The organism is Streptomyces montanisoli, from assembly GCF_017813245.1.
Lineage (GTDB): Bacteria > Actinomycetota > Actinomycetes > Streptomycetales > Streptomycetaceae > Streptomyces > Streptomyces montanisoli.
In genome coordinates this window covers 12,510-27,682 of sequence record NZ_JAGIQL010000011.1, presented here as the reverse complement: position 1 = coordinate 27,682, position 15,173 = coordinate 12,510, and the positions used below count along the sequence as shown (strand labels likewise).

Genomic DNA, 15,173 nt, shown 5'->3' with positions numbered 1-15,173 from the left:
CGTTGTCGGGAGCGATCGCGCGGCACGGTCACCGTTACTCCCGCACTGACCGGCCGTTCCCATCCACGTCACGGAGGATTCGTGCGCACCAAACGACCAAGACGCCGATTGGCCATGCTTGTGGCCGCAGGACTGGGGCTCGCGGCGTTCGCCGTGCCGTCGTCCGCCAACGCGGCCGACGACGCCCCCGCGGGCCCGCACGGCCTCAAGGGCGAGTACTACACGCAGTCCGCCCCCGGAGCCTTCGACTTCCACGACCTCAAGGCCACCGGGTTCGACCCGAACATCGACTTCGACAGCCTGGAGTCCAGGCTGCAGACGGCCACCGGCCAGTCCGACGACGCCAGCATCCGCTGGACGGGCGAGGTGGTCCCGGAGAAGTCAGGCGCGACGACGTTCTCCATCACCGGCGACAACGGCTTCCGGCTGTGGGTCGACGGCAAGCTCACCATCGACCACTGGGTCGACGACTGGGACAACGAGCAGACCTCACAGCCCGTCAACCTGACGGCGGGCAAGGCCTACGACATCAAGGTCGAGTACTTCGAGCACTTCGGCGGCTCCAACCTCCACCTGCGGTGGACCGAGCCCGGCGAGTCCAAGGAGGCGATACCCTCCTCGGCCTTCCGCCTGCCCCCCGACTGGCACTACGACGGCGCGATCTCCACGTCCGTGCTCAAGGACGGCCGCACCCTCAAGCTGGACTTCGCCCAGGCGCTCGCGGCCCCGCCCGCCGGCATCCTCGACCACCTGCAGGCCGTCATCGGCGGCGCCAAGTGGCCGCTCGCCTCGGTGAAGGCCGATCCGGCCGACCCGCGCTCCCTCCTCGTGGGACTCAAGGAGCCCGTCGTCGGCAAGAAGGGCGGCGGCGCCTCCGGGCAGGCCGACGTCACCTACGACGGCAAGGGCGGCCTGACCGGTGCCGACGGCACGGCGGTCGGCCACTTCTGGAGCAGCGGCCCGAACGGGTCCGAGTACGAGCTGTCCACCAAGTGGGCCGCCGACGTCAGCCCGTCCAACGCCCACCCCGAGTACCCCAGGCCCCAGCTCACCCGCGGCGCCTGGCAGAACCTCAACGGTGAGTGGCAGTTCTCCGCCGCCAAGGCGGGGGAGAGGCCGCCGGTCGGCAAGCGCCTCGACGACAAGATCCTGGTGCCCTACCCGGTCGAGTCCCAGCTCTCCGGCGTGGAGAAGCACGAGGACCGCATGTGGTACCGCCGTACCTTCACCGTGCCGAGGAGCTGGCACGTCAGCAAGGCCCACGGCAAGCGCCTCGAACTGAACTTCGGCGCCGTGGACTGGCAGGCCGAGGTGTACGTCAACGGCCACAAGGTCGCCGAACACAAGGGCGGCTACGACAAGTTCAGCGCCGACATCACCGACGCGCTGAAGCCAGGACGTACCCAGGAGCTGATCGTCGGCGTCTACGACCCGACCGACGCGGCAGGCGGCCCGGACCAGCCGGTGGGCAAGCAGCGCACCGACCCGAGCGGCATCTGGTACACCCCGTCCTCCGGCATCTGGCAGACGGTGTGGATGGAGCCGGTGGCGGCCGACCACGTCGGATCGCTGAAGATCACACCGGACGTCAAGGACGGCCGGGCCACGGTCGAGGCCGAGGGCGTGCGCGACGGTGTGCCGATCACGGCGACGGCGTACAACGGCAAGCGCCCGGTCGCGACGGCCCGCGGGCGCACGGGCGAGCCGCTGACCCTGAAGATCAACAAGGCGCACCTGTGGTCGCCGGACGACCCGTTCCTCTACAACCTCAAGGTGCGCGTCGGGCACGACCGCGTCGGCAGCTACTTCGGTATGCGCTCGATCGCCGTCAAGAACGTGAACGGCACGCCGCGCACGATGCTCAACGGCAAGCCCGTCTTCATGATGGCCACGCTCGACCAGGGCTTCTGGCCCGACGGCCTGTACACGGCGCCGACCGACGACGCCCTGGCCTACGACCTGAAGATGCACAAGGAGATGGGCTTCAACTCGGTGCGCAAGCACATCAAGGTCGAGCCCGACCGCTGGTTCTACTGGGCGGACAAGCTCGGCCTGCTCGTCTGGCAGGACATGCCGGCCATGAGCAGGACGCCCGACACGGACGCGCAGCGCGCCGAGTACGAGCACGAGATGAAGCAGATGATCGACCAGCACATCAGCCACCCCTCGGTGATCATGTGGGTCACGTTCAACGAGGGCTGGGGCCAGTACGATGTCGGCCGCATCGCGCAGGAGGCCAAGTCGTGGGATCCCACCCGCCTGGTCAACAACATGTCCGGCATCAATCTGGGCACGGACGGCGGGACCGGCGACATCATCGACGAGCACGGCTACCCGAGCCCGGCACTGCCGCCGAACCCCGACGGCAAGCGCGCTCTGGTCAGCGGTGAGTACGGCGGCCTCGGCCTCGCCGTGCCCGGGCACTCCTGGGCCGTCCAGCAGTCGTACGTCGACGTCGACTCGGCGGCGTACACGGACGACTACCTGGAGAAGCTCGGCGAGGTGCGCAAGCTGGCCTGCCAGGGCAGCAACGGCGCCGTGTACACGCAGATCACGGACGTCGAGGGCGAGCTCAACGGCCTGATGACGTACGACAGGAAGGTCGTCAAGCCGGACGTGAAGCGGGTGAGGGCGGCGCAGCAGGCGCTGATCCGCGACGCGTCGCAGCCGACCGTGGCCGGCTGCCCGGCCGGCTGAGGCCACCGGCCGAGGCCATCGGCCGACGTCACCAGGCCGGCGCGACCGGCCGACGTCACCAGGCTGAGGCCACACCGCAGTTCCGCTCCGGGCCCCGCGCATCATCACCGCGCGGGGCCCGGAGTCGTCCGCCGGAACATCCCGTCCGGTCCAACCAGTTGACCAGTCGGGTGGCCCGGGCCATCATGGCCGCCATGCCGCAGCCACCCATACGGCGCGAGGCCGTCTCCGACCAGGTCTACGCACGCCTGCGCGACAGGATCGTCGGCGGCGAACTGCCCCCGGGCTCCGCGCTCACCGCCGAACGCGACCTGGCCGCCGAGTTCCAGGTGAACCGGCACGCCGTCCGCGAGGCCGTCAAACGCCTCCAGCAGGCACGTCTCGTCGAGGTCAGCCAGGGCGGGCGGACGCTCGTCCTCGACTGGCGCCGCACCGCGGGGCTCGACCTCGCGGTGGGCATCGCCGCCGTCGGCGCGGGCCCCACCCCCGCCGAACTCGTCCGCGACGCCATGGAGATGCGGGCGTGCATCGGCGCGGACGCGGCCCGGCTGTGCGCGGCGAGATGCCCGGAACCCGTCGCCGCGGCGATCGTCGAGACCGCGGGCCGGTACGCGAACACGGGCCCCGACCTGCCGGACCTCCACACCGCCGACGTGGCCTGGTGGCGGCTGATCGTCGAAGGCTCGGGCAACCTCGCCTACCTGCTGGCGTTCAACAGCCTGGTGGGCGGCGCCATCCCGGCCGCCGACGTCCCCGAGGACCTGCGCACCGCCGAACTCCTCGACGTGGAAGCCCATGTGCGCCTCGCCGGGCACATCGCCGCGCGCGAGGCCACGGCCGCCGAGAGCCTGGCGCGTGAACTCCTGACCCGCAGTGTGCCCGTGACAACCGCCGAGGAGGTGCGGTGACATGATCCCGGCCCTGATCTACGCCATACCCGCGTTCGTGCTGCTCGTGGTGGTGGAGGCGCTGTCGTTCCGCTTCCTGCCGGACGACGACGAGCGCGGCTACGAGGTGCGCGACACCGCCACCAGCCTGTCCATGGGCGCCGGCAGCCAGGTCATCGGTGTGCCGTGGAAGGCCGTGACGGTCGTCCTGTACGCGGCCCTGTACGCCGTCTCCCCGTGGCACCTGCCGGCCTCCAGCGGCTGGACGTGGCTGCTGCTGTTCTTCGCCGACGACCTCGCGTACTACGTCTTCCACCGCGCACACCACCGGGTGCGCGTGCTGTGGGCGAGCCACGTGGCCCACCACTCCAGCGTCCACTACAACCTCTCGACGGCGCTGCGGCAGAGCTGGACACCCATGACCACACTGCCGTTCTGGCTGCCCCTGGCGCTGGTGGGCCTGCCGCCCTGGATGATCCTGCTCCAGCAGTCCATCAGCCTCGGCTACCAGTTCTTCCTGCACACCGAACGCGTCGACAAGCTGTGGCGGCCCGTCGAGCTGCTGTTCAACACGCCGTCGCACCACCGCGTGCACCACGGCTCGAACAACGTCTACCTGGACCGCAACTACGGCGGCATCCTCATCGTCTGGGACCGGCTCTTCCGTACCTTCGAACCCGAGGGCGAGCGCGTCGTGTACGGGCTGACGAAGAACATCGCCACGTACAATCCGCTGCGGGTGGCGTTCCACGAGTACGCGTCCGCCTGGCACGACGTACGCACCGCACGGCGCTGGCGCGACCGCGCCGGCTACCTCTTCCGCCCGCCGGGCTGGGCGCCGGGCGCGGAGGGCTGACGGGTCTCTGCCACCAGGCCCCGCGCCCGGCGCGCCCGGGCCAGGGGCCGTGCCCCGTCCCGCTCAGTGCTCCTGGGCCGTCGGGCGGACCATGATCTCGTTCACGGCGGCGTGCGGCGGCTGCTCCACCATGAACAGCACCGACCGTGCCACGTCCGCCGGCGCCAGCCACTTCTCCGGCGGCATGGCGCCGCCGGCCGACGACTGCCCGCCCGCCGTCATCTCCGTCCGCACCATGCCTGGCTCCACGATGCCGACCCGCACCCCCCGGCCCGTCACCTCCGCGCGCAGCGCCTCGGTGAACGAACCCACGGCGTGCTTCGTCGCCGAGTACACACTGTTGTGCGGACGGGGGATGCGCCCGGCCACCGAACCGGTCGTCACCAGGTCGGCGACGCCGCGCGGGCCGCCCGCCGCGGCACTCAGCAGATGCGGCAGGGCACAGCGGGACAGGTGCAGCACGGCCCTGACATTGACGTCCACCATGCTGTCCCAGTCCTCCGGATCGCTGTCCTCGACATCGGCGCGCACGCCGTACCCGGCGTTGTTCACCAGGATGTCGAGCCGCCCGAAACGCGTCGTCACGGCGTCGACGACGGCCCGCGCGGACTCCGCCCCGCTCAGTTCGGCGGGCACCGCCAACGCCGTGCCACCGTCCTCCTCGATCCGTGCTGCGAGGTCCTTGAGACGGTCCGCCCGCCGCGCGACGAGGGCGACTGCCCCGCCGCGCCGGGCGATCCCCAGCGCCACCTCCGCACCGATACCGCTCGAAGCCCCGGTGACCAGGGAAACGGTCCCGGACAGCGGCAACTCCTGGGGCGCTTGTGAACTCGTCGACGGCATGGGGCTTCCTCTCGCGCTCACGGAGCCGCCCGCCGTGATGGCGGGCGGCACTCACCGCGGACACGTACCCGCCGGACCGCCGGAGATCACTTCCGGCGGTCGGCCTGCCCGTCGCCGACGCCCGTCAGCGGCCCGCGAGGTGGCGGCCGGTCCTCGCCGCCGCCCATACCAGGCCCGCGCCGGCCGTCGCGGCCAGGCCCGTGCGGACTGCACGCCGGCGCATCGGGGGCTTCGGCCGGCGATCGCGTGGCGCGTCGCCGCCGTCGGCCCCGTCGCGCTGCCGCTCGCGGGCCATGCGCATCACCTCGGCGAGGTGCAGCGCCTTGCGCCCGGTCCTCGCGTCCTTGATCTGCGTCTTGCAGGAGAACCCGTCGGCGACGAGGAGACCGTCCTCGTCCTGGGCGCGCACCGCGGGCAGCAGCGCCTGCTCGCCGCAGTCCATGGAAATGTCGTACTTCCCGTCCTCGAACCCCCACGATCCGGCGAGGCCGCAGCAGCCGCCCTGGAGGTTGTCGACGTCGAGCCCCATGCCGCGCAGCAGCTTCTCCGGGGCCTTCATGCCGCCGGTGGCCCGCTGGTGGCAGTGGCCCCACAGCAGCGCCTTCCCGTCGCCGAACCGCGGCGGGTGGATGTCGAACGTCTCGAAGAACTCGCCGAAGTGGTAGGCGTTGCGGCTCAGCCGGTCCGCGTCGTCGTCGTGCGGCAGGATCCCGCGCAGCTCGTCCTTGAACACCGCCAGGCAGCTCGGCTCCATCCCCACCACGGGCGTTCCGGCCCGTACGTGCTCCCGCAGCGTGTCGAGCACGTTGTGCAGGTAGCGCTCCGCGATGTCGAGGAAGCCGTAGTCGTACAAGGGCCTGCCGCAGCACACATGGTTCTCGGGCATGATGACCCGCCAGCCGGCCGCCTCGATGGCCTCCACACAGGCGACGCCCACGTCGGTGTGGAAGTAGTTGTTGAACGTGTCGGGGAAGAGCACCACGGGCCGGCCGCCCGGGTTGGCGGTGCCGCCGCGCCGCTCGAACCACTCCTGGAGCGTCTGCGGCGCGAACCGCGGCAGCGGCCTTCGGCGGTCGATGCCCGCCGCCAGCTTCGCCAGCCGCGCGAGGCCGGGAGTGTGCGTGACGAGATTGACGACCTCGGGCATGCGGGACGCGACGCGGGCCGCCTGGTCGATGAAGCCGAAGGCGTACGCGTACCGCGGCCGCCACCGCTTCCACGACTGGTAGTGGTGGTGGAGGAACTCCGACTTGTAGGTGGGCATGTCGACGTTGACCGGGCAGTCACTGGTGCAGCCCTTGCAGGACAGGCAGAGGTCGAGCGAGTCGGCGACCTCCTTGGACTGCCAGCCGTCGGTGATGACCTCGCCCCGCAGCATCTCGAACAGCATGCGGGCGCGCCCGCGGGTGGAGTGCTTCTCCTCGCGGGTGACCTGGTAGCTGGGGCACATCGTCGAATCGGCCTGTGGAACACGGCACTTGCCCACGCCGACACATTGCAGGGCCGCGTGGGCGAAGTCGCCGCCGTCCTCGGGGTACGCGAACTTCACCTCGGGACGCGGCGGGTTGTAGTCGGTGCCGAGCTTGAGGTTCTCGTCCAGCCGGTACGCGTCCACGACCTTGCCCGGGTTCATCTTGAACCCGGGGTCCCAGATGCGCTTGAACTCGCGCATGGCGCCCACGAGTTCCGAACCGTACTGCTTCTCCAGCAGCTCGGCGCGCTGCTGCCCGTCGCCGTGCTCGCCCGACAGGGAGCCGCCCATGGAGGTCACCAGGTCGGCCGCCTCCTCCATGAACGCACGGTAGGTGGCGATACCGTCGGCATGGCGCAGATCGAAACTGATCCTGCTGTGGATGCAGCCCTCGCCGAAGTGCCCGTACATGGCGCCGATGACGGAGTGCTTGTCCATCACCTTGCGCAGCGCGCGCACGTACTCGCCGATGCGGCCCCTGGGCACCGCCGAGTCCTCCCAGCCCGGCCAGTGGTCCTTCCCGCCGGGCGGGAACGCGGTCGAGCCGAGGCCGCTCTCCCTGATGGCCCACAGGTCCTCGCTGTTGCCGCCGTCCTGCTTGCTCTTCATGAGGGTGATGCGGTCGGACTCGTAGCCCTTGTCGCCGGTGAGCCAGTCGATGAAGGCGTGGGCCTGGGCCTGCGACTCGGCGGCCTCGTCCGCGCCGAACTGGACGAGCAGCCAGGCGCCGCCGTTCTTGCGCGGCAGCTCGCCGATGTCGGCCACGTTGATGTCCTGCAGCTGCTGGTCGTGGATCAGCCGGTCGTCCAGCGCCTCCAGGCCGATGGGACGGAAACGGTCGATGATCTCCATGCAGTGCTCGGCCGCGTCGGCCAGGTCCCCGTACTCGACGACGACGAGCGTGCGCTGGAGCAGCGCCGGTGTCAGCTTCAGCACGGCCTGGAGAGCGGTGGCGCACGTGCCCTCGGTGCCGACGAGGGCACGGGCCACGTTGAAGCCCTTCTCGGGCAGCAGCTCGTCCAGGTTGTAGCCGGAAACCCGGCGGGGCAGCTCGTCCACCGACGCGTAGCCGGCGCGGATGGCGTCGGCGTAGCGGTCCCGCAGATCGCGCAGCGCGGCGTAGATCTCGCCCTTGCGGCCCCCGGCCTTGATGATGTCGTCGAGGTCGTCCTCCTCGTTCACGCCGACCCAGAACCGCTCGCCCTCGTACGTGACGATCCCCAGGGCTTCGACGTTGTCCGAGGTGCGCGGGCCAGGACCGTACAGCTGCGACTGCACCGAGTGGATGCCGCAGGAGTTGTTGCCGATGTTGCCGCCGATCACGCAGCGGGAGTGCGAGGAGGGGTCAGGGCCGAAGACGAGGTTGTCGCGGCCGGTGTGCCGGTTCAGCTCGGCGCGCCGTACGCGTGGCACAGCCGGTGCGTCGCGACCACGTCGTCCAGTGTGCGGGGAACGACGACGCCGATCGGGGTCTGCCGGTAGTTCGAGGCGTCGTTGGCGTACATCGCCCGGCTGCCCGGGTCGAAACGGACCTCGCCGGTGACCGCCTTGGCGAGCGCCGCGGCGAGCCTGCCGACCGCGACGGTCTCTCTGGCCCGAGGCGCACCGGGCAGGCGCGGGTCCGTCTTGGCGGAACGTCGAGCGTCGCGCGCTGGGGGATGCCGGCCACGGTGCGCCTCTCTGTGCTGCTGTGTCAGCGGTGTCTGCGGTGTCTGCTGGGTGGGGCAGGGTTCAGTGGGTGTTCGTGCCGTACGTGCGGTAGCGCTCCGCGTCGGCCCACCTGACGTCGAGGCCGAACCCCGGCCGGCCGGGATCGGGCCGCAGCGCGCCGCCTTCGGGGTCGAGCGTCCCCTCGAACAGGAGTCGCTCGAAGCGGACATGGTCGTGGAAGTACTCGAGGTGCCGCAGCCGGTCGACCGCGCAGAACGCGTGCGCTGACAGCGCCGGCGCGCAGTGTGCGGACAGGTCGATGTGGTGGGCGGCCGCGAGGCCGGAGACGTGCAGCAGGCCGGTGATGCCCCCGCACCTCGTGACGTCGGCCTGCAGGCAGTCCACGGCGCGCGGGGTGACCAGCCCCGCGAAATCGCGCAGGACGAAGCCGTACTCGCCCGCCGCCACCTCGATGCCCCCCGGCGCCTTCTCGCGCACCGACCGCAGCCCTTCGAGGTCGTCGGAGCTGACCGGCTCCTCGAACCAGGTCACGCCCCACTGCTCGGCGAACCGGTGCGCCCAGTACACGGCGTCCTTGGCGGACAGGGCGCCGTTGGCGTCGGTGAACAACTCGCAGTCGTCGCCGACGGCCTTGCGCACCGCGTCGAGCCGTGCCGGGTCCTGTCCGGGGTCGCGTGACGTCTTGAGCTTGACGCGGCCGATGCCCTGCCCCGCCCATCCGGACAGCTGCTCGGCCAGCCGGTCGAGCGGGTAGTTGGTGAAGCCGCCGCTTCCGTAGACCGGCACCCGGTCGTGGAAGGCGGGTAGCGTCTGGAAGACAGGCAGGCCGAGCAGTCTCGCCTTGAGGTCCCACAGGGCGGTGTCCGCCGCGGAGACGGCCATGGCCCCGACCCCGGGGCGGCCCGCGTTGCGGATGGCCGTGAACATGCTGTGCCAGGCGGCGGGCGGCGCGAGCGCGTCGCAGCCGGTCAGGACCGGTACCAGCGTCGATTCGATGAACGACGCCACCGTGACGTCGCCGTACGTGTAGCCGATGCCGGTGGTGCCCCCGCCGTCGACCTCGACGAGCACCATGGTCGTCGCGTCCCATTCGAGGGTGCCGTCCTGCTCGCGCCCTCCTGGCCCGTCGGTGGGCACCTTGAAGGCGTGGACCCTCACGGCGTCCACGGTGGTGTGCGGCTTCATGTCCCTGCTCTCCCCTCCGGTTCGTGCGTGCCTGAAACCGCGAACAGCCGGTGTGCGCCGCCGCACACCGACCGCCCGCGGTCGTCAACCTGCCGCCTGTGGCGCGGCCTTGAGGCTCAGTGGCCGTTCCCGCGTCCGGGCAGGTGCTCGGCGTACTCCGTCAGTTTCTGTCGGACGCCGTGTGCGGCGATGCCGGCCTTCTCCGGGTCGTGCACGGCGGCCTTGGCAGCCTTCTTGCCCTGTTCGAGCATGATGTGCGGCGGGATCGGCGCGATCTCCTGGTCGGTCTTGAACTCCAGCACCACGGGCACGTCGGAGGCCAGCGCCTCCTTCCACGCCGAGGTGACCTTCTTCGGGCTGTCGCAGTAGATGCCCTTGAGCCCCAGGAGCTCCGCGTACTTCGCGTAGGGCACGTCGGGGATGTACTGAGAGCCGGGGTACTTGGGGTCGCCTGCCATGGCCCGCTGCTCCCAGGTCACCTGGTTGAGGTCCTGGTTGTTGAAGATGCAGAAGATGAAGGGTTGGCTGCCCGAGAGGCGGTCCATGTACCGCTTGACGGTGATCATCTCGTTCATGCCGTTCATCTGGAAGGCGCCGTCCCCCACGAACGCGATGACAGGACGGTCCGGGTAGGCGAAGCGCGCCGCGATCGCGTACGGGACGCCGGGGCCCATGGTCGCCAGGGTCCCCGAGAGCGACGCCCGCATGCCGTCGCGGAGCTTCAGGTGACGCGCCCACCAGTTGGTGCCGGAGCCCGAGTCCGCCGTGACGATCGCGCCGTCAGGCAGCAGCGGGGAGAGCTCGCTCGCCACGGCCTGCGGATTGATCGTGTCGCCGAAGTGCTGCGCCGCCCGGCGTTCGCACACGTCGTTCCACTCACGCACGTCCTTCTCGATCTTCTCCCGCCAGCCGCGGTCCTCCTTGCGCCGCAGGTGGGGAATGAGCGCACGGAGCGTCTCCTTGGAGTCGCCCACGAGGTGCGCCTCCATGGGGTAGCGGATGCCGATCATACGGCCGTCGATGTCGATCTCGACGCCGCGCGCCTGCCCCTCGTCCGGCAGCCACTCCGCGTACGGGAAGCTGGTCCCGATCATGAACAGGGTGTCGCAGCCCTGGATCATGTTGTCGGACGCCTTGCTCCCGAGCAGCCCGATCGGGCCCGTGACGAACGGGATGTCGTCGGGCAGCGCCTCGCGCCCCAGCAGGGCCTTGGCGACACCCGCCCCGAGGAGCTCGGCGGCCTCGATCACCTCGGTCTGGGCCTTGACCGCGCCCTGCCCGACGAGGATCGCCACCTTGCTGCCCTCGTTGAGCACGGCCGCCGCCCGGCGCAGCTCGTCCTCGTTGGGCAGCACCCTCGGCTCGCTCCAGCCCACGCTGGAGAAGACGGAGCCGTGCGCCTTCGGCGGGGAGGGCACCGCCTCCTCTTCCTGCACGTCCTCCGGAACGATGATGGTGGCGATGCCACGGGTCGTCAGGGCCGTCTTGAACGCCCGGTCCACGACGTGCCGCGCCTGGCCGGGGTGCACGACCATCTCGCAGTACTCGGAGACGTCGGCGAAGAGCCGGTCGAGGTGGATCTCCTGCTGGTAGTGCGTGCCCAGGCAGAGCCTCTTCTGCTGCCCGACGACGGCGACCACCGGCTGGTGGTCGAGCTTGGCGTCGTACAGCCCGTTCAGCAGGTGCACCGCGCCAGGACCCGATGTCGCGGTGCAGCAACCGACCTCGCCGGTGAACTTGGCGTGGGCGCACGCCATGAACGCGGCCATCTCCTCGTGCCGGGCCTGGATGAACTCCGGATTGCCCTCGGCACGGTCGTAGGCGCCCAGGAACCCGTTGATGCCGTCCCCCGGATAGCCGTAGACCCGTTGCACACCCCACTGGCTGAGCCGTTGCAGGATGAAGTCGGCGACCTTGGGCATGCTCGTGCTCCTTCTGTCCGGGCGAAGCTCTCCAGGGGTCTACGGAGTAACCGTTTCTCGTACGGTGCAAACAACATCCGCATGCGTGCGGGTGGCATGCGTTTCGGGGTGCCTCACCGGGGCTGACAGGACGGCGCCCGGGGTCAGTCCGATCCGCGCAGCTGCACGGCGACAGTGGCAGCGGCGGCCGCGGTGGCGGTGGCGGCGAGGCCCGACAGGAGCGCGCGCCGGTGCCGGGACATCCACAGCACCGGGTCGGACCCGTGGGCCTGGTCGTCGAAGGCGCCGTGCGCCCCCTGGTCGGCCTCGGCGTCGGACGGCCGGTCCAGATTGGGCTCGAACCGGGGCGCGTCCTTGCCGGTCTGCTGGCTCTTGACGGCCGTACGCCCCAGGTAGATGTCCACCAGCTTCGGAGCCAGCCGTTCAGCGAGGATGACGGCCGCCGTAGAGGCGCCCACCCACATGTTGCGGCGCGGGTGCTCGGCCAGGAACACGATGCCGCGGGCGGGCAGCTCCGGCTGGAACACCGGGGGCACCGGCATGGGGTGGCCGTCCATCTTGTTGAGGTTCCAGTCGAACTGCGGGGTGTTGAGGCCCGGCAGCTGGATCATGCAGACCTTGACCTTGCTGCGTTCGTTGATCAGCTCCGTCATCACGGACTCGGTGAACCCCTTGACGGCGTGTTTGGCGCCGCAGTACGCGGACTGCAAGGGAATGGACCGGTAGGACATCGCCGAGCAGACGTTGACGACGACCCCGTGGTTCCTGGGGCGCATGACCTCGAGCGCGGCACGTGTCCCGTTCACCTGGCCGAGGTAGGTGACCTCGGTCATCCGCCGGTACTCCTCGGGCGAGGTGTCCCAGAAGAAGGCGAGCGATCCGGCGAACGCCGTGTTCACCCAGACGTCGATCTCGCCGAGCTCCCGTTCGACCCGCTCGGCCGCCCGGTGCACCTCTTCGTGGTCGCTCACGTCGGTGGGGATGGCCAGGCCGGTGCGGCCGGCGGCCTCCACGTCCCGCACCGCACCGCCGAGGCCCGCCTCGCCGCGCGCCAGCACGGCGACGTCGTAGCCGTGTTCGGCGAACTCGCGCACCGTCGCCCGGCCCACCCCCGCGCTTCCCCCGGTCACCACTGCCACCTTGCGTCCTACCCTGGCCGTCATCCTCGTCAGCCTCCCGATCCGTCTCTCGGTGCGTCTGCCGGTGCGTCTGCCGGTCCGTCTGCCGGTCTGTCTGCCGGTCTGTCTGCCGGTCCGTGGGGCCGGGTACCTGGAAAGCGCCGCCGTCAAAAGCCGGATGGGGCAGACGTGTGAATCCGGCGGGCCGACCCCGTGGCTTCTCCGGACCGGGGTGTGTGAGCCGGGGCCGATCGGTTACCCAGGGAGGGTGATCTCGCACAGGACCGACGGCTTCCTCCCGCTGCGCGGCTACGCGTTGCTCGGCGACCTCCGCGCCACCGCCCTCGTGGGCACCGACGGCAGCGTCGACTGGTTCGCCGCACCCGCCATGGACGCGCCCCCGGTGTGCGCGGCCCTGCTCGACCCGGGGGCCGGCGGGACGATCACCCTGGCTCCCACCGTGCCCTGCACGGCGACCCGCCGCTACCTGGGCGACACCATGGTGCTGGAGACCACCTGGACCACGGAGCGGGGCACCGCCCGCGTCACCGACTGCCTCAGCCTCGGCGCGCTGGGAAACCTGCCGTGGACCGAACTGGCCAGGGTCGTCACGGTCGACGACGGCGAGGTCCCCATGGCCTGGACCGTACGCCCCGGTCACCGCCTGGTCGCCGGCTCCCAGGCCTGGGCACGCGACGAGGACGGCACCCACCTGGTCACGGCCGGGGAGCAGCACCTGGGCGTCGTGACGGAAGGCCTCGGCACCGCGCGGCCCGCGGGGCACCACGTCGAGGGCGGCGCCGTCGTACGGCCCGGCGCTCCCGCCCTGCTCGCGGTCATGGTCACCGAGCACGCCCCCGTGCACCTGCCCACCCCGGAGGAGATCCGGTCCAGGGCGGAGCACACCGCGGACACCTGGCGGCAGTGGTCGGCGCAGGTCGGCGACGCGGGACCGCACAAGGAGGCCGTCCTGCGCAGCGCCCTCACGCTCAAGGCGCTGACCTACCAGCCCACCGGGGCCATCGCGGGAGCGGCGACCACGTCGCTGCCCGAGAAGATCGGCGGAGAGCTCAACTACGACTACCGCTACGCATGGATCCGTGACGGCTCCTACGCGCTGGCCGCCATGGCCAGGCTCGGCCTCTCCGAGGAACTGCACGCAGGAGTGAGCTGGCTGCTCGGCGTCGCGGCCTTGCAGGCGCCCGCACTGCGGCCCTTCTACACCCTCGATGGCGAGGCCGCCGAACCGGCGATGCGGGCGGTGACGGGGGCGCCCGGATACCGGCAGTCCCCTCCCGTCCACGTGGGCAACGGCGCCGCCGACCAGCGCCAGACCGGGTCGTACGGAGACCTCCTGGACGCCGTGCTGCTCTACACCGAGCACGACGGCAGGCTGGACGCGAGGACGGGCGCTCTCGTGTCCGCCATGGCCGACCGCGTCTGCGACCTGTGGCGCACCCCCGACGCCGGCTTCTGGGAGCTGGGCGAAGCCCGCCACTACACCAGCTCGAAGATCGGCTGCTGGGTCGCGCTCGACAGGGCGGTACGCCTGGCCGAGGCCGGGCGGCTGACCAGCCCGCACGTGGAGCGCTGGCGCATGGAACGCTCCGAGATCCGCTCCTGGATCGACGAGAACTGCTGGTCCGCCGTCAAGCAGTCCTACACCTTCCACGCGGGCACCGACGAACTGGACGCCGCCGCGCTGCTCGTGGCCAGAACCGGCTACTGCCGGGGGGACGACCCCCGCCTGCGCAGCACCATCGAAGCGGTCCGTGCCGAGCTCGGAGCCGGCGGGGCGCTCCTCTACCGCTACAGCGGGCAGCAGGAGAAGGAGGGCGCCTTTCTCGTGTGCTCGTTCTGGCTGGTGGAGGCGCTCACCCACGTGGGAAGCACCAAGGAGGCGGCCGAACTGCTCGATGAACTCGTCGGCAGGGCCAACGACGTAAGCCTCTACACCGAGCAGATCGACGCGGAGAGCGGCGAGCTGCTGGGCAACATGCCCCAAGCGCTGTCGCACCTGGGCCTGATCGCGGCGGCGACGAGGCTGCGGGGTGGTACGGCATGAGGACGGGGCCGAAGAAGAGGCCGAAGGGGAGCGCATACGTGCACGGCACACGCACGGGCCTGATCGCGGTGCGCGCGGCGTACGGCGGCGTCGCCGTCCTCGCGCCCCGCGTGCTGCTGCGCCTGTACGGCGGCGACGAGTCGTCACAGGCCGAGCGCGCGGTGCTGCGCGTGCTGGGCGGCCGCCACCTGCTCCAGGCGGCCGTCACTCTCCTGAGCCCGCGGCCGGCGGTGTGGGACTGCGGGGCGGCCGTCGACGCCGCCCACTCCGCGTCCATGCTCGCGCTGGCCCGGATCCGTCCCGAACTGCGGGCGACCGCCGGGCGTGACGCGGTCGCGGCGGGCCTCTTCGCGGCGTCCAGCGCGCTCGCGGGACGGCTGGGCGGCCGGCGGCGGGCCGCGTGACGCGCGCCGGCCCGCGCGGCCCGGGTTTCGCGGGACGCGATGCCGGACAAACCT

General features: G+C 71.0%; 10 protein-coding genes. 5 read left to right on the top strand and 5 right to left on the bottom strand.

Annotation, left to right across the window (positions count from 1 at the left end):
* Positions 1–114 precede the first annotated feature (114 nt).
* The 3 genes from JFN87_RS04955 (at position 115) to JFN87_RS04945 (ending at position 4,440) form a co-directional block, all read left to right on the top strand.
* Positions 115–2,697, top strand: coding sequence for a PA14 domain-containing protein (locus tag JFN87_RS04955; protein ID WP_245178772.1), 2,583 nt, complete (start codon positions 115–117; stop codon positions 2,695–2,697).
* Between the two features lie 194 nt (positions 2,698–2,891).
* Positions 2,892–3,605 carry a FadR/GntR family transcriptional regulator gene (locus tag JFN87_RS04950; protein ID WP_209338636.1) on the top strand — a complete coding sequence of 238 codons (714 nt, stop codon included), beginning with the start codon at positions 2,892–2,894 and terminating at the stop codon, positions 3,603–3,605.
* A 1-nt stretch (position 3,606) separates the two neighbouring features.
* Positions 3,607–4,440 carry a sterol desaturase family protein gene (locus JFN87_RS04945; protein ID WP_209338635.1) on the top strand — a complete coding sequence of 278 codons (834 nt, stop codon included), beginning with the start codon at positions 3,607–3,609 and terminating at the stop codon, positions 4,438–4,440.
* Between the two features lie 63 nt (positions 4,441–4,503).
* Here JFN87_RS04945 and JFN87_RS04940 read toward each other — a convergent pair whose 3' ends face one another.
* The 5 genes from JFN87_RS04940 to JFN87_RS04920 all read right to left on the bottom strand — a co-directional run bounded on the left by JFN87_RS04940 (position 4,504) and on the right by JFN87_RS04920 (position 12,695).
* Complete coding sequence (locus JFN87_RS04940) at positions 4,504–5,283, bottom strand: SDR family oxidoreductase (protein ID WP_209338634.1); 780 nt, start codon at positions 5,281–5,283, stop codon at positions 4,504–4,506.
* A 124-nt stretch (positions 5,284–5,407) separates the two neighbouring features.
* Entirely contained in the window at positions 5,408–8,167 is a 2,760-nt protein-coding gene (locus JFN87_RS04935; protein WP_307865307.1) for an FAD-binding and (Fe-S)-binding domain-containing protein, read from the bottom strand.
* A gap of 318 nt (positions 8,168–8,485) precedes the next feature.
* Complete coding sequence (locus JFN87_RS04930) at positions 8,486–9,610, bottom strand: enolase C-terminal domain-like protein (RefSeq protein WP_209338633.1); 1,125 nt, start codon at positions 9,608–9,610, stop codon at positions 8,486–8,488.
* A gap of 116 nt (positions 9,611–9,726) precedes the next feature.
* The gene (locus JFN87_RS04925; protein ID WP_209338632.1) at positions 9,727–11,532 is read right to left on the bottom strand and encodes a thiamine pyrophosphate-requiring protein; all 1,806 of its coding nucleotides are present in this window, start codon (positions 11,530–11,532) and stop codon (positions 9,727–9,729) included.
* 143 nt (positions 11,533–11,675) lie between these two features.
* Entirely contained in the window at positions 11,676–12,695 is a 1,020-nt protein-coding gene (locus JFN87_RS04920) for an SDR family oxidoreductase (RefSeq protein ID WP_209338631.1), read from the bottom strand.
* A 223-nt stretch (positions 12,696–12,918) separates the two neighbouring features.
* Here JFN87_RS04920 and JFN87_RS04915 point away from each other — a divergent pair, with 223 nt between their 5' ends.
* Entirely contained in the window at positions 12,919–14,715 is a 1,797-nt protein-coding gene (locus JFN87_RS04915; RefSeq protein WP_209338630.1) for a glycoside hydrolase family 15 protein, read from the top strand.
* Positions 14,716–14,753: 38 nt separating this feature from the next.
* Entirely contained in the window at positions 14,754–15,119 is a 366-nt protein-coding gene (locus JFN87_RS04910; protein WP_209338629.1) for a hypothetical protein, read from the top strand.
* Positions 15,120–15,173: the final 54 nt, after the last annotated feature.

What these genes read in the sequence shown, in the direction of transcription:
- JFN87_RS04955 (WP_245178772.1), top strand. Translation starts at nt 115, where the DNA reads ATGCTTGTGGCCGCAGGACTGGGGCTCGCGGCGTTCGCCGTGCCGTCG.
- JFN87_RS04950 (WP_209338636.1), top strand. Translation starts at nt 2,892, where the DNA reads ATGCCGCAGCCACCCATACGGCGCGAGGCCGTCTCCGACCAGGTCTAC.
- JFN87_RS04945 (WP_209338635.1), top strand. Translation starts at nt 3,607, where the DNA reads ATGATCCCGGCCCTGATCTACGCCATACCCGCGTTCGTGCTGCTCGTG.
- JFN87_RS04940 (WP_209338634.1), bottom strand. Translation starts at nt 5,283, where the DNA reads ATGCCGTCGACGAGTTCACAAGCGCCCCAGGAGTTGCCGCTGTCCGGG.
- JFN87_RS04930 (WP_209338633.1), bottom strand. Translation starts at nt 9,610, where the DNA reads ATGAAGCCGCACACCACCGTGGACGCCGTGAGGGTCCACGCCTTCAAG.
- JFN87_RS04925 (WP_209338632.1), bottom strand. Translation starts at nt 11,532, where the DNA reads ATGCCCAAGGTCGCCGACTTCATCCTGCAACGGCTCAGCCAGTGGGGT.
- JFN87_RS04920 (WP_209338631.1), bottom strand. Translation starts at nt 12,695, where the DNA reads ATGACGGCCAGGGTAGGACGCAAGGTGGCAGTGGTGACCGGGGGAAGC.